The 17,059-nt window shown below is 69.6% G+C and carries 12 protein-coding genes; 7 read left to right on the top strand and 5 right to left on the bottom strand.

Annotated features, from left to right (window positions below; translation table 11 throughout):
• Window positions 1-154 precede the first annotated feature (154 nt).
• Window positions 155-739, top strand: coding sequence for a MerR family transcriptional regulator (locus AC0QSG_RS04930; RefSeq protein ID WP_475377276.1), 585 nt, complete (start codon window positions 155-157; stop codon window positions 737-739).
• 123 nt (window positions 740-862) lie between these two features.
• Here AC0QSG_RS04930 and AC0QSG_RS04925 read toward each other — a convergent pair whose 3' ends face one another.
• The gene (locus tag AC0QSG_RS04925; protein WP_435728499.1) at window positions 863-1,693 is read right to left on the bottom strand and encodes a ParA family protein; all 831 of its coding nucleotides are present in this window, start codon (window positions 1,691-1,693) and stop codon (window positions 863-865) included.
• Between the two features lie 250 nt (window positions 1,694-1,943).
• Here AC0QSG_RS04925 and AC0QSG_RS04920 point away from each other — a divergent pair, with 250 nt between their 5' ends.
• The 3 genes from AC0QSG_RS04920 to AC0QSG_RS04910 all read left to right on the top strand — a co-directional run bounded on the left by AC0QSG_RS04920 (window position 1,944) and on the right by AC0QSG_RS04910 (window position 8,241).
• On the top strand, window positions 1,944-5,396 hold the full coding sequence (locus AC0QSG_RS04920; RefSeq protein ID WP_475376847.1) for a pyruvate carboxylase: 3,453 nt from the start codon (window positions 1,944-1,946) through the stop codon (window positions 5,394-5,396).
• A gap of 135 nt (window positions 5,397-5,531) precedes the next feature.
• Window positions 5,532-6,809, top strand: coding sequence for a MinD/ParA family ATP-binding protein (locus AC0QSG_RS04915; protein ID WP_475376846.1), 1,278 nt, complete (start codon window positions 5,532-5,534; stop codon window positions 6,807-6,809).
• A 4-nt stretch (window positions 6,810-6,813) separates the two neighbouring features.
• Window positions 6,814-8,241, top strand: coding sequence for a mycothione reductase (locus tag AC0QSG_RS04910; protein WP_475376845.1), 1,428 nt, complete (start codon window positions 6,814-6,816; stop codon window positions 8,239-8,241).
• Window positions 8,242-8,310: 69 nt separating this feature from the next.
• Here the strand turns inward: AC0QSG_RS04910 and AC0QSG_RS04905 are convergent, their stop codons facing one another.
• A complete protein-coding gene (locus tag AC0QSG_RS04905; protein ID WP_475376844.1) occupies window positions 8,311-10,116 on the bottom strand; it encodes an AMP-dependent synthetase/ligase in 1,806 nt (601 codons plus the stop codon).
• A 138-nt stretch (window positions 10,117-10,254) separates the two neighbouring features.
• On the opposite strand from AC0QSG_RS04905, the gene AC0QSG_RS04900 reads away from it, so the two are divergent.
• Window positions 10,255-11,226 (top strand): ROK family protein, encoded by a 972-nt coding sequence (locus AC0QSG_RS04900; protein ID WP_475376843.1) that lies wholly within the window; start codon window positions 10,255-10,257, stop codon window positions 11,224-11,226.
• A 33-nt stretch (window positions 11,227-11,259) separates the two neighbouring features.
• Here the strand turns inward: AC0QSG_RS04900 and AC0QSG_RS04895 are convergent, their stop codons facing one another.
• Both AC0QSG_RS04895 and AC0QSG_RS04890 read right to left on the bottom strand, forming a co-directional pair.
• A complete protein-coding gene (locus tag AC0QSG_RS04895; protein WP_475376842.1) occupies window positions 11,260-11,712 on the bottom strand; it encodes a hypothetical protein in 453 nt (150 codons plus the stop codon).
• Entirely contained in the window at window positions 11,705-12,490 is a 786-nt protein-coding gene (locus tag AC0QSG_RS04890; RefSeq protein ID WP_475376841.1) for an alpha/beta hydrolase, read from the bottom strand. The genes AC0QSG_RS04895 and AC0QSG_RS04890 overlap by 8 nt, the downstream gene beginning before the upstream one ends.
• A gap of 133 nt (window positions 12,491-12,623) precedes the next feature.
• Between AC0QSG_RS04890 and AC0QSG_RS04885 the strand changes: the two genes are divergently transcribed.
• Window positions 12,624-13,397 (top strand): lysophospholipid acyltransferase family protein, encoded by a 774-nt coding sequence (locus AC0QSG_RS04885; protein ID WP_475376840.1) that lies wholly within the window; start codon window positions 12,624-12,626, stop codon window positions 13,395-13,397.
• A 153-nt stretch (window positions 13,398-13,550) separates the two neighbouring features.
• Window positions 13,551-14,933 carry a class II 3-deoxy-7-phosphoheptulonate synthase gene (locus AC0QSG_RS04880; protein WP_475376839.1) on the top strand — a complete coding sequence of 461 codons (1,383 nt, stop codon included), beginning with the start codon at window positions 13,551-13,553 and terminating at the stop codon, window positions 14,931-14,933.
• 48 nt (window positions 14,934-14,981) lie between these two features.
• Here the strand turns inward: AC0QSG_RS04880 and pknB are convergent, their stop codons facing one another.
• Window positions 14,982-17,048: a Stk1 family PASTA domain-containing Ser/Thr kinase gene (gene pknB / locus AC0QSG_RS04875; RefSeq protein WP_475376838.1), complete on the bottom strand. Its 2,067-nt coding sequence runs from the start codon at window positions 17,046-17,048 to the stop codon at window positions 14,982-14,984.
• Window positions 17,049-17,059: the final 11 nt, after the last annotated feature.

Here is a 17,059-nt window from a genome sequence, read left to right as displayed (position 1 = left end):
GGCTGGCCGTACCGTCAAGGCATAGGTTTCCCATTGCCTGGCTTGTCGTTCGAGCTGACATCCGGCGGAAGACATCCGCCTGTGTCTGTTCCGACCCCAGCGGGCCATTCCCCTCGGGGAGCACAAGACATAAGGAGGATTCAACGTGAGTCCCATTGGTGATCACCGCGAATCGTCGGGCGACGGTACCAGGGTGGCGGGCACCGGAGCCTCGCAGGGCCTGCTGTTCTCCGAGGATCTACCTGTTCTCGACGAGGGAGCGGGCTACCGAGGACCGATCGTCTGCAAGGCGGCGGGTATCACCTACCGCCAGCTCGACTACTGGGCGCGGACAGGACTTGTCGAACCGGCCGTGCGCGGGGCGTCGGGCTCCGGTACCCAGCGTCTCTATAGTTTCCGCGACATTCTGGTTTTGAAGGTCGTCAAGCGTCTTCTGGACACCGGAGTATCGCTCCAGCAGATCCGCACAGCGGTCAGCCACCTGCGGGAGCGCGGGGTCGAGGACCTGGCGCAGATCACCCTCATGAGCGACGGGGCCTCCGTCTACGAATGCACCTCCGCCGACGAGGTCATCGACCTGGTGCAGGGCGGGCAGGGCGTGTTCGGCATCGCCGTGGGGCGCGTGTGGCGCGAGGTCGAGGGAAGCCTCTCGGAGCTGCCCAGCGAGCACGCCGCGGAAGAGTCCTTCGCGGACGACGAACTCAGCCAGCGGCGCGCAGCCAAGAAATCGGCGAGCTAGGCCGACCGCGCACACCACCACACGACGGCGGCGGGTGGTTTCCCTCGGGAAGCCACCCGCCGCGGTCGTGTGGGCCATGAGTTTGCCGGCGAACGCTCCCTGTGGGGTGCCGGGCCGCGGGGGCTAGCGGGCCGCGCGCGAGGCGCGGCTGCGGAGTCCTCCGGAGTCGGTCACGTTGCGGAGCAGTTCGTCGAAGTGTCCAGATGCCTGCCGGGCGGCCTCGCCGGGCCACTGGTGCACGGAATAGGCCGCGCCCTGGATCTGCTGCCAATTGGCCTGCTCGGGAAGAACGGGGGAAAGCAGCGAGGACTTGAACATCGAGCGCATCTCGTCCAGCCGGAAGCGCTGTTCGGCGGACGCCGGACGGTAGCGGTTGGCAACGACTCCGGCGGTCGCGAGGTCGGGTGCGAATTCCTTCCGGAAGAGCTCGAGCGCCCGCATGCTCCGTTCGGTCCCCGCGACGGAGAAGAGGCTCGGCTCCGCCACAAGCAGCACCCGGTTGCTGGCGGTCCAGGCCATGCGCGTGAGGCCGTTCAGGGACGGGGGGCAGTCGATGAGGACCAGCGAGTACTTGTTCGTGCGCGAGAGCAGCGTGCGTAGCCGGCGCAAATCCCGCATCCGGAGGTCCGGCCGGTCGTAGATACCGGCGAAGGCGCCGCCGACGGCCACATCCAGCACCGGTTCGCGGCCGCCGACGTCCCCGGCGGCCCTTTCTACCCACGAACTGGCGACGGCGTTGGGCTCGACGTCCGAACGACGCACGTTCTTGAGCATGTGGCCGATGTCCTTCTGCCCCGCCGGACGGACCCCGAGGCCCGTGCTCGCGTCGGCGTGGGGATCGAGATCCACGACGAGGGTCGGCAAGCCGGCGGCGAGGGCCGCGGAGGCCAGCCCCAGAGTGACGGACGTCTTGCCGACGCCACCTTTGAGACTGCTGATGCTGACAACCTGCACGGGACTGACCACTACCTCTTCTGTGTATATACCCTGATTCTGCTCCCCGACCATCATAGTTGGCCAAGCGCGGGGCGCCGCGCGGCGTGCCGATGCGGCGCGGTTCGCGGCGCGCAATGTTTTCGGGCTGTGGCGCGCGCCACGGTAGGGTGAATTTTTGGGCGGTCCCAAGGGCCCTCCCGGCGACGACGCCCCCCAACATGTGGGCGCCCCGACGCCTTCCACCCGCTGACATTCCCCCAGGAGCACCATGTTTTCGAAGGTTCTGGTTGCCAATCGTGGCGAGATCGCGATTCGTGCTTTTCGTGCCGGTTACGAGTTGGGCGCCAAGACGGTAGCCGTCTTCCCGCATGAGGACCGCGGGTCGATGCACCGGCAGAAGGCCGACGAGGCTTACCAGATCGGCGAGGAGGGGCACCCTGTCCGGGCGTACCTGGACGTCGAGGAGATTGTCCGCGTGGCGAAGGAGTCCGGCGCGGATGCGATCTACCCGGGATATGGCTTCCTCTCGGAGAACCCGGACCTGGCCCGCGCGGCGCGTGAGGCCGGCATTGCGTTCGTGGGCCCGCCCCCGGAGGTCCTCGAACTGGCAGGCAACAAGGTCGAGGCCCTGCGTGCGGCCCGCGCCGCGGGCGTGCCGGTGCTGGACTCCTCCGAGCCGAGCGACGACGTCGAATGGCTGATCGCCGAGGCGGACAAGATCGGTTTCCCGATCTTCGTCAAGGCCGTTGCCGGCGGCGGCGGGCGCGGCATGCGCCGGGTCGACACCCGCGAGGAGCTTCCCGAGGCGTTGGGTTCGGCGATGCGCGAGGCCGGAACGGCGTTCGGGGATCCGACCATGTTCCTGGAGCAGGCCGTGTTGCGCCCGCGCCACATCGAGGTGCAGATCCTGGCGGACGGCCAGGGCAACGTCGTTCACCTCTTCGAGCGCGACTGCTCGCTGCAGCGCCGACACCAGAAGGTCATCGAGATCGCCCCGGCCCCGAACCTGGACGAGAACATCCGGCAGGCTTTGTTCGCCGATGCCATCAAGTTCGCGAAGGCCCTGAACTACCAGAACGCGGGAACGGTCGAGTTCCTCGTCGACACGGTCGGCGAGCGGGCCGGGCAGCACGTCTTCATCGAGATGAATCCGCGCATCCAGGTGGAGCACACGGTCACCGAGGAGATTACGGACGTCGACCTGGTGTCCTCGCAGATGCGCATCGCGGCCGGCGAGTCCCTGGAGGACCTCGGCATCCGACAGGACGAGCTGCGCGTGCGCGGCGCCGCGCTGCAGTGCCGCATCACCACGGAGGACCCGGCCAACGGCTTCCGGCCGGACGTCGGAACGATCACCGCGTACCGCTCGGCCGGCGGCTCCGGCGTGCGCCTGGACGGCGGCACCATCTACGCTGGCGCCGAGGTTTCGCCGCACTTCGACTCGATGCTCGTCAAGCTCAGCTGCCGCGGACGGGACTACGCGATGGCCGTGCGCCGCGCGCGCCGTGCGCTGGCGGAGTTCCGTGTGCGCGGGGTGACCACGAACATCGCGTTCCTGATGAACGTGCTCGACGATCCGCAGTTCCTGGCCGGGGACGTCGCGACCGATTTCATCGACTCGCGTCCGGACCTGCTCAAGGGCAACCGGTCGCAGGACCGCGGAACCAAGGCGCTGACCTTCCTTGCCGACGTCACCGTGAACAAGCCCAACGGGGAGCGCCGCGAGGGCATAGACCCGCGCGAGAAGCTGCCGCACTACCCGGGAAACAAGTCCGAGCTTCCGGACAGGTCCCCGTTCGACGGACCGGCCGAGGGTGCCGCACCTCCGGCCGGTTGGCGCCAGGTCCTGCTGGAGAAGGGACCCGAGGGTTTCGCCGCGGAGCTTCGCGCCCGGACCGAGGTCGCGGTCACGGACACGACGTTCCGCGACGCGCACCAGTCGCTGCTGGCCACGCGTGTCCGTACCCGCGACCTGTTGGCCGCGGCCCCGGCGTTCGCGCACACCATGCCCCAGCTGTTCTCCATGGAGGTCTGGGGCGGGGCGACCTACGACGTCGCGCTGCGCTTCCTCGGCGAGGATCCCTGGAAGCGGCTGGCCCTGCTGCGCGCGGAACTTCCGAACATCCCCCTCCAGATGCTGCTGCGCGGGCGCAACACGGTCGGCTACACCCCGTACCCGACCGAGGTCACCGACGCGTTCGTCGCGGAGGCCGCCGCCACCGGCATCGACATCTTCAGGATTTTCGACGCGCTGAACGACGTGTCCCAGATGGAACCGGCCATCAAGGCGGTCCGCGCCACCGGCACCGCGGTGGCCGAGGTGGCACTGTGCTACACGGGCAACCTGCTGGACCCGGCCGAGGACCTCTATACGCTGGACTACTACCTGGAGCTGGCGCAGCGGATCGTCGACGCAGGCGCACACATCCTCGCGATCAAGGACATGGCCGGGCTCCTGCGCCCCGCGGCGGCGAAGATCCTCGTCGCGGCGCTGCGCGAACGCTTCGACCTTCCGGTCCACCTGCACACGCACGACACCGCCGGCGGGCAGTTGGCCACGCTGATGGCCGCGGCCGACGCCGGGGTGGACGCCGTGGACGTCGCGATCGCCTCGATGGCGGGGACCACGTCGCAGGTGTCGTCCTCCGCGCTGGTCGCCGCGCTCGCGCACACGGAGCGGGACACCGGCATCGAGTTGGACGCCACCGCGGCGCTCGAGCCGTACTGGGAGTCGGTCCGGGCCATGTACGCGCCGTTCGAGTCCGGCCTGGCCGGGCCCACCGGGCGCGTGTACCGCCACGAGATCCCCGGCGGCCAGCTTTCCAACCTCCGCCAGCAGGCCATCGCCTTGGGTCTGGGCGAGCGGTTCGAGGCCATCGAGGACATGTATACCGCGGCGAACCGAATCCTCGGCCGCCTGGTCAAGGTCACGCCGTCGTCCAAGGTCGTGGGAGACCTCGCGCTCCAGTTGGTGGGCATGAACGTGGATCCCGCCGCGTTCGAGGCGAATCCGCAGGCGTTCGACATCCCGGAATCCGTCATCCAGTTCCTTTCCGGGGAACTCGGCGACCCGCCGGGAGGATGGCCGGAGCCGTTCCGTTCCAAGGCGCTCGAGGGCCGCAACGTGCGCACGCGCGTCGAGGAACTCTCCGCCGAGGACACCGCCGCCCTGCAGGCCGACTCGGAGACGCGGCGCTCCACGCTGAACCGGCTGCTCTTCGCGGGCCCGACCCGGGACTACGAGAACTCCGTGGCCGAGTACGGCGACATCTCCACCCTGCACACCCGGGACTACCTGTACGGGTTGGAGCGGAATACCGAACACGTGATCTCCCTGGGCAAGGGCGTGCGCCTGCTGGCCACCCTCCAGGCGATCTCGGAGCCGGACGAGAAGGGCATGCGGCAGGTCATGTGCACGCTCAACGGACAGATGCGCAACATCACGGTCCGGGACCGCAACGTCGAGTCCACCGTCAAGGCCGCCGAGAAGGCCGACGCCAACCAGGTCGGCCACATCGCGGCGCCGTTCGCCGGCGCCGTCACGGCCACGGTGTCCGTCGGTGAAACCATCGAGGCCGGAGCGACCGTCGCGACGATCGAGGCCATGAAAATGGAGGCGTCCATCACCTCTCCGGTTGCCGGCAAGGTGACCCGCATCGCCATCGACGGCACCGCACAGGTCCAGGGCGGTGACCTCCTGCTGGCGGTGGGCACCGAATAGCGCCCGCGGACGCCGTCAAGGGCGTCCGCCCGGCCGTTCCACGCGGGGACCGGCACCCTTCCGGGTGCCGTTCCCCGCGTGCGCTAGGGTGATTCCAGACCCGGCCCAGGCCACATCGCACGCACCGAGGACACGATGACCCAGAACAGCAGCACGCCCGACGACAAGCCCCTGGACGCCGGAGACGCCGACCACGAAGACTCGGCTACCGGCTCGGCCTCGGACCAGGCGGACACGGACGGCGCGGCCGCGGCTCGGCCCGGGACCCCGGCCGAGAACGCCACCGATCCGGCAATTGATCGGGCATTCGAAGCGTCCTCCGCGCCGGCGGGGGAGGTGGCCGAAGCGTCCGGCGGTGCCACCGAAGACGGTCCTCGGGACGTGGATGCGGCCGCCCTGCCGGATCTCGCGGGGTGGGAACCCTCGGGGACCGTCAAGACCGAGCAGCAGCACGGGCCCGAGGTCGGAGCCTCTGCTACCGTGGACGCGCCGGAGACGGCGGCTTCGCTGACGGCGGACCGCCTGTTGGAACCGCGCAATCGTCCGCCGGCCGCCGGGTGGCGCCGCTGGCTGTTCGCCTCGACGTTCGGCAAGGTCAACGTGGGCGATTCCGACGCCGTGCGGCTCCAGCGCATCACCGAGCACAAGATCGCGGCGTCGCTGGGCGAGGGGACGCGCTACGTCCCGGTGCTCTCGCGCAAGGGCGGCGTCGGAAAGACCACCGTCACCACGCTGTTGGGCATGGCGCTCGCCCAGATCCGAGAGGACCGGATCATCGCCATGGACGCCAACCCAGACCGCGGGACGCTGACGGACCGGTCGCCCGGGAAGGCCCGCTACACCGCGCGCCAACTCGTGCAGAACCGCTTCATGGTCGATTCCTTCTCCAAGCTCTCCACGTATGCGGCCCGCGAGGGTTCCCGGCTGCACGTCCTGGCTTCCGACACGGACCCGCACGTCGCGGAGGCGTTCGACGACGCCGACTACCGTGCCGTGACCGACCTGTTGTCCAGGTTCTATTCGATCGTCCTCACCGATTCCGGTACGGGAATGGTCCACTCGGTCATGAAGGGCACGTTGGACAAGGCCGACGCCGTCGTTCTGGTCTCCGGCGCCAGCGTGGACGAGGCACGCCTCGCCTCGGAGACGCTCTCCTGGCTGGAGGCCCACGGCCGCACGGACCTGTCCGAGCGGGCGATCGTGGTCATCAACCAGTCGGCCGGGACGGGCCGCGCGGTCAACGTCGAGGAAATCGAGGCGCATTTCCGTACGCGCGTCGCCACGGTGGTCCGCCTGCCGCACGATCCGCACTTGGCCGAGGGGTCCCGCATCGACCTCGCCCGGCTGCGCCCCGCCACGCGCGAGGCCGCCATGGAACTGGCGGCGCTCGTCGTTGACGAGCTGAGGGGCTGACGGCATGCCGCACTACGACCTGGCGATCATCGGTTCCGGATCGGGAAACTCACTCGTCACGCCCTTCTGGGACGACAAGAGGGTCGCCATCATCGACGGCGGCACGTTCGGGGGCACCTGCCTGAACGTGGGGTGCATCCCCACCAAGATGTTCGTGTACCCGGCCCAGTTGGCCGCCGCACCGGCACAGGCGCGGCGCCTCGGCGTCGACCTGGCCCTGGACGGCGTGCGCTGGGCCGACATCCGCGACCGGGTCTTCGGCCGCATCGACGCGATCTCCGCAGCCGGGCGAAACTACCGCGCGGACGAGCTGGAGCACGTCGACCTGTACGAGGAGCACGTCCGTTTCACCGGTCCACGCACGCTGCTCACCGACTCCGGCACGGAGATCACGGCCGATCGAATCGTGGTTGCCACGGGCTCGCGGGCGGTGCTGCCGGACCTTCCGGGAATGGACCTGCCGCAGGTGCACACCTCGGACACCGTCATGCGGCTGCCCGCGCTGCCGGAGCGCGTGCTGGTGCTCGGCGGCGGATTCATCGCCGCGGAGTTCGCCCACGTCTTCCATTCGCTGGGTTCCGATGTGGTTCAGGTCAACCGGTCGGGGCGCCTGCTGCGGCAGCACGACGCGGAGATTTCACACCGGTTCACCTCCGCTGCCGTCGAACGCTGGCGCCTCGAGCTTGGCTACGCGGTGACGGGCATCGAGGAGAACGCCGACGGTTCCGTCACGGCCTCGTTCGCGCCGGACGGCGCCGGACGCGCACTGAGCGTAGAAGCCGACGTCGTGCTGATCGCCACCGGGCGCGTGCCCAACACGGATCGGTTGGGGGTCGAAGCGGCCGGTTTCGACGTCGACGACAACGGCACGCTCGCCGTGGACGACTTCCAGCGGGTCCTTGTCGGCGGGGAACCCTGCGAGGGCGTGTACGCGCTGGGGGACGCGTCCAACGAGTACCAACTCAAGCATGTCGCGAACCGGGAGGCGCGCGTCGTCGCGCACAACCTGGAACGGCCGGACAGTCCCCGAACCATGGACCGGTCCCACGTGCCGGCCGCCGTCTTCACGGATCCGCAGATCGCGGCCGTGGGCCTCACGGAGGAACAGGCTCGCGCCCAGGCATCCGCGGGCACCGACATCGTCACCGTGGTCCAGGAATACGGCTCGACGGCGTATGGCTGGGCGATGGACGACGGCGAGGGGATCGTCAAGCTCGTCGCGGACAGGAAGTCGCGCAGGTTGCTCGGCGCCCACATCATGGGGCACGAGGCGTCCATCCTGATCCAGCCCCTCATCCAGGCGATGGTGGCGGGCACGGACGTGCCCACGATGGCGCGGGGGCAGTACTGGATCCATCCCGCGCTCACGGAGGTCGTGGAGAACGCCCTCCTGGCGCTGGGGGTCGACGCCGCGGACGGCGACCCGCTGTAGGGACCGGCGCACGGCAAAGGCCGGCGCCGCCTTCTGGCGGGGCCGGCCCTTGGCTTTGCGCCGGAGCGGCTAGCGGCGGTCCGCCGCGTAGATGTCCTCCACGACCGGCCCGAAGTCCTGCAGGACCTGCGCCCGCTTGATCTTCAGCGACGGCGTGAGGTGGCCCGAGGTCTCCGTGAAGTCCGTGGGAACGATCCTGAACTCCTTGATCGCCTCCGCCTTGGACACGGATTCGTTGGCGTGGTCGACGGTCCCCTGGATGGCGTCGCGGACCTCCGGCAGCTCGGCCGCCTGGGCCACGGTGGCGGACGGGAGGTTGTGGCGCTGCAGCCAGCCCGGCAGGGCCTCTTCGTCCAGCGTCACCAGCGCGGCGATGAACGCCCGCTGGTCGCCGACGACGACGCACTGGGACACCAGCGCGTCCGCCCGGATCGCGTCCTCCAACTGGGCGGGGACGACGTTCTTTCCGCTGGCCGTCACGATGATTTCCTTCTTGCGTCCGGTGATCCGCAGGAAGCCGTCCTCGTCGAGTTCGCCGATGTCGCCGGTGCGGAACCAGCCGTCCACGAACGTCTCCGCCTCCAGGTCCGGACGGTTGAAGTAGCCGCGCATGACGCAGTTGCCGTTGGCGAGGATCTCGCCGTCGTCCGCGATCTTGACGCCGTTGCCCGGAATGGGAGCCCCCACCGTGCCGATCTTGATCCGCTTCGGCGTGTTGACCGTGATCGGCGCCGTGGTCTCGGTGAGCCCGTAGCCCTCTAGGATCATCAGGCCGATCCCGTTGAAGAAATGGCCGAGCCGCTCGCCCAGCGGCCCTCCGCCGGAGACGGCGTGGACCACGCGGCCGCCCATGGCCGCGCGGATCTTCCCGTAGACCAGCTTGTCGAAGAGCTGGTGCTTCAGCCCGAGGACCAGGGGGACCTTCCCCTGCTCCTTCGCCCGCGAGTAGGCGATGGCTGTGTCCGCGGCCGCGTGGAAGATCTTGCCCTTGCCGCCGTCCTCGGCCTTGAGCATCGAGGAGTTGTAGACCTTCTCGAAGACGCGCGGAACGGCGAGGATGAACGTCGGCCGGTAGCTCTGCAGGTCCGGCAGGAGGTTCTTGACGTCCGCGGTGTGGGCTACCGTCGCGCCCGCGGCGACGCACAGCACGGAGATGAACCGGGCGAACACGTGGGCGAGCGGGAGGAACATGATGGTGGAGGCGCCCGGGTGGACGCATTCCGGCAGTGCGGCCGCCGCGTTCTCGCTGAGTTCCACGAAGTTCCGGTGCGTGAGTTCGCAGCCCTTGGGGCGGCCGGTGGTGCCCGAAGTGTAGATGATGGTCGCCAGGCTGTCCAGGTTCAGCGAGGTGCGGCGTTCCTCGAGGACCTCGTCGCCGACCGACCGGCCCGCCTCTCGCAGGACGTCCAGCCCGCCGCCGTCGATCTGCCACACGTGCTCCAGCCCGTTCAGCCCCTCCTGAGAAGCCGCCTGCCGCACGACGTTCTCGTGGTGTCCCGCCTCGACCACGACGCCGGTGGCGCCGGAGTCGCCGAGGATCCACGCCACCTGGGTCGGGGAGGAGGTCTCGTACACGGGGACGGAGACACATCCGGCGAACCAGATGGCGAAGTCCACGAGCGCCCATTCGTAGCGGGTGCGGGACATGATGCCGATCCGTCCGCCGGGTTCGACGCCCTCGGCGATCAGGCCCTTGGCGATGGCGGACGCATCCGCGGCGAAGTCCTTGGCATGGACATCAAGCCATCCGCCCTCGCCGTCCGGACGCGCGAACAGGACGGGATTGTCCGCCGAGGCGGCCTGACGCAGGACAAAGTCGGTGGAATTGGTCGCGGGCGGGCTGACCACAAGCGGGGGTACGCTGAATTCGCGCACAATGGGCTCCTCTTCGTCGAGTGGGACCTTCCGGCCGAACCCCAGCGGATCGGCCGTTGACTCCAGCCTAGTGTGTCGCGTCACAAAAAATACCCGCTAGTAACTTATGGCGCGGACAAACTTCGGAAAGGGTGCTGGATGACGGTAGGAGCGGCGGTCGGCGTCGACATCGGGGGTACCAAAATCGCCGCGGGCGTGGTCGACGCCGAAGGCGTGGTGCTGCGCCGTCTCGTGCGGCCGACGCCGGGGCACGATCCGCGGGAGGTCGAGTCCGCCGTCGTGGAGGTGGTGCGCGAGCTGGCTGGCGACGCGCCCGGGATGCCGGTGGGGGTCGGCGCCGCCGGCTGGATGGACCCGGTGACGGGGAACGTCCGCTTCAGCCCCCATCTGGCCTGGCGCAACGAACCGTTGCGGAGCCGGCTCGAGGGTTTCTTGAATCGGCCGGTGGCCGTCGCGAACGATGCCGATGCCGCCGGCTGGGCCGAGTGGCGGTTCGGCGCGGGGCGGGGGGAGGAGCAGTTCGTGTGCCTGACGCTGGGGACGGGCATCGGTGGAGCCCTGGTGATCGACGGCGTTTTGCGCCGCGGCCGGCATGGGGTGGCCGGCGAGTTCGGCCACCAGGTCGTCGTGCCGGGGGGCCACCGCTGCGAGTGCGGCAACCGCGGGTGCTGGGAACAGTACGCGTCCGGCAACGCGTTGGGGCGCGAAGGCCGGGAAATGGCCCGGGCGGACTCGCCGGTGGCCCACGCGCTGCTGGCCGCGGCCGGAGGGGACCCTGAAGCCATCAACGGCGAACTGGTCACGAGGCTGGCGCGCGACGGGGATCCCGCCTCCATGGACCTGGTTGCCGAGGCCGGGGAATGGCTGGGACTGGGACTGGCGAACCTGGCCGCGGCTTTGGACCCCGGCACCTTTGTCATCGGGGGAGGGCTGGGGTCGGCGTCGACGGGCCTGCTGGAAGCCGCGGAGGCCTCGTATCGGCGGCAACTCACCGGCCGCGGCTACCGCCCGTTTGCGCGGGTCCTCCGCGCCCGGCTGGGAGCGGACGCGGGACTGGTCGGATCGGCCGATCTCGCTCGGGTCGAGGCGCGCGGCGCGGCGCGGGCGTAAGGCGATGGGCGCGTCGGCCTTTCGCCGGTGCTCCTAGACGCGCGAACCGTCGTCGTTGCCCGTTCGGTGCCGCGGCAGGCGCCACAGCAGGTAGCCAACCGCAACGAGGAACGACAGGCACAAGCCGATCCACGCGACCGCCGGCGCCCCGCGCCACAGGATGGCCAGCAGCAGCAGGGCCAGGGGAGCGCCGGCCGCGCCGCACCAGGCCAGAACGGTCATGGGGTTGCCGCTGCCCAAGGCGGGGGGATCCTCGGGGACGAAGGCGTCGTCGTCGTCGTCGTCCGGTTCCGGCGGCGAGTAATCGCGCGGACCGGGCGCGGCGGGATCCGCTATGCGCGGGGCCGGAACAGCCGGCGCGGGCCGTTCCGACGGGGCGGACTGTTCGGCGGACGGATCCGGGGATTCGAGCTGCCGGACAAGGTCCCGCCAGGCGGCGTCGTCGGAGGACGGGTCCCGGCGCGGATCGGGATCGTGGTTAGGCACTGCTGCCGCCTTCGGTGTGGGAACGGACGAATGCGATCGAGCCCTCGAACATCAGGACGGCGTCGTGGTCGAGGGTGGCCACGTGGAAGCTCTTTTCGAGGGCGCGGACGGTGGGCGGCGGCGCCCCGGGCGGCCGCTTGGCCAGTCCCGCCAACAGCGCGCCGATGCTGGAATCCGGCACCACGTGGTCCACCCGCGAGCGGTAAACGAGTACGGGCGCCCAGACGCGGGGGAGGGCGCGCCGCGTGTGGCGAAACAGGAGCGCCAGCTGTTCGACGGCGGCGACGGGCGTCCGGTCGTAGGCACCCTCGTCCGCGCCCTCCAGCGCGATGTCGTTGGCTATCGCGGCCACGGATTTCACCGCGTATTTGATGATGCCCGCAAAGCGCGCGGCCGGGTCGGCGAAGGTCAAGCCGGGATTGGCGACAACGACGCCGGCCACGGACCGGTTGGCCGCCAGCTGGAGCGCCAGCGCCCCGCCCATCGAGAGGCCGAAGACGAAGACGTTGCGGTGCGCCCGCTGGAGGAAATCGAACTCCCGCTCAACGGCGCGTGTCCACGAGGTGTGCCGGGTGCGGGCCAGGTCCTGCCACGTGGTTCCGTGGCCCGGCAGGAGGGGGAGGCTGACGGTCAGGCCCGCCGCCACCAAGGCATCGGCCCACGGGCGCATGCTGCGCGGGCCGGAGGTGAAGCCGTGCACCAGCAGCACGGCATCGGGGCCGCCGCGCACCCTGAACGGGGTTTCGGCGCCCTCGGGCGGCCGGGGCGAGAAGTCCATGATGCTCCCGATGGTGCCCGGAGGTGGGTGCTCCAGGGGTGGATGTGTGCCTAGAGTAGAGCCTAACCGACTCGCGGTCCGCGGCATGTCCGTGCCGCCAGACCCACAACCCTCACGGGCGGAAGGCACACGCGTGTTTTATTGGATCATGAAGCGGCTGTTCATCGGGCCGCTGGTCAACCTGTTGTTCCGTCCCTGGGTCAAGGGGCTGGACAACATTCCCGCCGAGGGCGGCGCCATCCTGGCCAGCAACCACCTCTCCGTCTCGGACTCGATCTTCATGCCGGTCGCCGTGGGCCGCCCCGTGGTGTTCCTGGCGAAGAGCGAGTATTTCACCGGCGCCGGCATCAAGGGCAAGGTCACGGCCCTGTTTTTCCGTCTGACCAACCAGCTGCCCATGGACCGCTCGGGCGGAACCGCCTCGGCGAACTCGCTGGGGGCCGGCGAGGCCATCCTTTCCTCGGGGCAGCTCCTGGGCATCTATCCGGAGGGAACGCGCAGCCCGGACGGGCGCCTGTACCGCGGAAAGCTCGGGGTCGCGAAGCTCGCGCTCGCGACGGGCGTGCCCGTCGTTCCAATCGCCATGATCGGAACCGACAAGGTCCAGCCCATCGGCAAGACGGTCCCCAACATCCGCCGCGTCGGAATGATTGTGGGCGAGCCACTGGACTTCTCCCGCTATGCCGGCATGGCCGACGACAGGTTCGTCCAGCGCTCGGTCACCGATGAGATCATGTATGCCCTCATGCGGCTCTCGGGCCAGGAGTACGTCGACGTCTACGCCGCCACCGTCAAGTCGCAGCTGGCCGCCAAGCGCCAGGCGGCCGTCGCTGCCGTGAAGGCTAAACTCGCGGACCGCAAACACGTCTCCGGGCGCGCCCCGGAAGGCGCGGACGAGGACGCCTAGGAGGGCCCCGGCCGCCCGGCTGCCTAGTCCGTCCCGGGACCGGAAACGCCGTGCGCATAGCGCGCAACGCGACGCTGGGCGCACTGTGAACCGACGTCGTTGGTCCTTTACGCGCGAATGTCGCCGGGCGGTGGCGGGGGCTAACCTTGAGGGGTGATCGACGTAACCTCCTCCAGTTCCCCGTCCGCCGCCGGCAGCGTCCCCGACCTCGACGCGTGGCGTTCGCTGCCCATCCAGCAGCAGCCCAGTTGGCATGGCACCGAAGCGCATGCCCGGGCCGTCTCCGAGCTCTCCAGCCTGCCGCCGCTGGTCTTCGCCGGCGAGGTGGACGTCCTGCGGGAGCGCCTTTCCGAGGCGGCACAGGGACGGGCGTTCCTGTTGCAGGGCGGCGACTGCGCCGAGACCTTCGGCGGGGCGACGGCGGACAAGATCAGCGCCCGGGTCAAGACCATCCTGCAGATGGCCGTTGTCCTCACGTATGGTGCCTCACTGCCGGTCGTCAAGATGGGCCGCATGGCCGGCCAGTTCGCGAAGCCTCGCTCCTCCAACGAGGAAACCCGCGACGGCGTGACGCTGCCGGCGTTCCGCGGCGAGATCGTCAACGGATACGACTTCACCGCAGAGTCCCGCGCGCACAACCCCGAGCGCATGGTCAAGGCGTACAACACCTCCGCGGCGACGCTGAACCTGATCCGCGCCTTCACGCAGGGCGGATTCGCGGACCTGCGTTCGGTCCACAACTGGAACAAGGGGTTCCGCGCCAACCCGGCGTACGCCGCCTACGAGTCGCTGGCCGCCGAGATCGACCGCGCGGTCCGTTTCATGGCCGCCTGCGGGGCCGATTTCGAGGCGCTGAAGCGTACGGAGTTCTTCGCCAGCCACGAGGCGCTGCTGCTCGACTACGAGCGGGCGCTCACCCGGATCGATTCCCGGACGGGCCTGCCCTACGACACCTCGGGCCACTTCCTCTGGATCGGGGAGCGCACCCGCCAGCTCGGCGGCGCGCACGTGGACTTCCTGTCCCGGGTCCGCAACCCGATCGGCGTGAAGCTTGGCCCAAGCACCTCCCCGGACGACGCCCTCGCCCTCATCGACAAGCTGGACCCGAACCGCGAGCCCGGCCGGCTCACGTTCATCACGCGCATGGGCGCCAAGAACATCCGCGAGAAGCTGCCGAACCTGGTCGAACGGGTCACCGCCTCGGGCGCCCAGGTCCTCTGGGTCACCGACCCGATGCACGGCAACACCGTGACCAGCCAAAACGGGTACAAGACGCGGAACTTCGACGACGTCATGGACGAGGTCCGCGGCTTCTTCGAGGTCCACGACTCGCTGGGCACGTTCCCGGGCGGCCTGCACGTGGAAATGACCGGGGACGACGTCGCCGAATGCCTCGGGGGTGCCGATCCGATTCGCGAGGACCAGTTCGACGACCTCTACGAGTCGGTCTGCGACCCCCGCCTGAACCACCGCCAGTCCCTGGAGATGGCGTTCCTCGTGGCCGGCGCGTTGTCCAAGCGCGGCCCGCGCAGCTAGCACACCGGACGTCCCCGTCGGATCGATATCCGCCGGGGACGTCCCTGCCTAGACCACGACGAGTGTGATCGTCGACCCCTCTTCCACCCGCCCGGATTCCGGATCCTGCGAGCGGACGGTCCCGAAGAAGTTGCCCAGCGGCGTCTCCACGACGACCTCGAAGCCGAGCCGCTCGAGCTCTGCCTGGGCCTGGTCGAGCTGGTTGCCGACGAAGTTCGGGACCTCGACCATGCGGGGACCCTTGGAAACCGTCAGCGAGACCGCGGATCCCCGGTCAAGCTTGCCGTTCCCCGGGCTCTGTGAGACGACGGCCCCCGCGGGGGCGGCTCGGCTGAACTTCTCTTCGGTCTTCTCCACCTTCAGCCCGGCTGATTCCAGGATCTCCGTGGCCTCCCCGGCCGGTTTTCCGACCACGTCGGGCACGGCGACGGGGGCTGGGCCTAGCGAGACCACGTAGGAGACCTTCGTGGTGCGGCGCACCTGCTTGTCGGGCTGCGGTTCCTGGGAAACCACGCGTCCGGCCGGCACGGACTCGTTGTGGGCCTCCGTGGCCTTGCCCGCGGACAATTCGGCCTCCTCGATCACGGATTGCGCATCGGCGGCGCCCCGGCCCACGATGTTGGGCACGTTGAACAACTCCGGCCCGCGGGAAACTAGAAGTTCCACATCCTGGAACTTTCTGATTTCGGTCCCCGCGGCCGGTTCGGAGGCGACGACCGCTCCCCGTTCCCGTTCCTCGTCGAACACTTCGCGTTGGGTGGCGCCCACGCCGAGCACGGCCAGTTCCTGGACGGCGCTCTGGACGGGCCTTCCCTGTAGCGACGGCACGTTGACGGCTGCCCCGGGTCCCATCCCAAAGAACCACCCCGCCGTCGCCAGGAGGGCAGCCAGCACCATCACGGCGGCCGCGAGGAGCCATCCGCGGCGCCGTGCGCCCGGGGGCTCGAGCGACTCCAGCGGGCGTTGGGCCGCACGGTTCCATTCCTTGCGTGCGGCCTTGGCGTCGCGTTTGTTCTGACGGGCCGACGGCGGCCGAGCGGGGCCGGCGTCACCGGGGACGGACGGGGTGGCCGCCGGCGGGGCGGGATGCCGGCGAGGCATCGTCCGCATGGCGTTGCGCCCCGCCGGGATGACCGACGTCGCGCCTTCGATTCCGGAGATGACCTCGGTGGCCCCGTGCGGTTGCCCGGCGGCGTCGAGGGGGGTGCCTTGCGGGGTGTCGCGGCACCCGGGCGCCGCGGTGGGCGTCGGCGGTCCAAAATCGAGTTGTTCATCGGTGAGGGTGGCGCGGATGTGCCGCAGCTCCAGCAGGAGGGCCTCGGCGTCGTGCGGCCGTTCCTCCGGATCCTTGGCCGTGCACCACTGGACGATCTCGTCGATGTCCTCGGCGAGTCCCGGGAGGAGATTCGAGGGCGGGGGAACCACCTCGTTGACGTGGCGGAATGCGACGTTGATGGGGAGCGCCGCCTCGAACGGCTGCCGACCGGTTAGCAGTTCGTAGAGCATGATCCCGACGGCGTAGATGTCGCTGCGGGCGTCGGACGGAGCGCCGGTGACCAGTTCGGGGGAGATGTAGGCGACCGTGCCCACCAGGGTTCCGGTGGCCGTGTGGTTGCTCGTGGCGCGGGCGAGGCCGAAGTCGGCGACCTTGACGCGTCCGTCGTGGGACAGGAGGACGTTCTCGGGCTTCATGTCGCGGTGCACCAGGCCAGCCGCGTGGGCGGCGGACAGTCCCTCGAGGACATCTTCGAGCAGATCCAGCGCCCTGCGCGGCGACAGCCTGCCGCCTTCGCTGAGGAGGTCGCGCAGCGTTCGTCCGCGCACGTACTCCATGACGAGGTAGGCGATGTTTCCGTCGACGCCCTGGTCCAAGACGCTCACCACGTGGGGGTGCGACAACCGGGCGGCGGTGATCGCCTCGGACTCGAAGCGATGGACGAACCTGGCATCCTCCGCCAGGTGGGGATAGAGGACCTTGACCGCCACATCGCGCTGCAGGCGCAGGTCCGTCGCCAGATATACGGTGGACATCCCGCCGCGGGCCAGCCGGGTGTTGACCCGGTAGCGGCCGTCGACCGTCCTCCCGATGAGGGGATCGCTCCCGTGTTCCGTCATCCTTCGATGGT

Source organism: Arthrobacter sp. LT660, from assembly GCF_056172845.1.
This window is presented reverse-complemented; position numbering and strand designations above follow the sequence as displayed.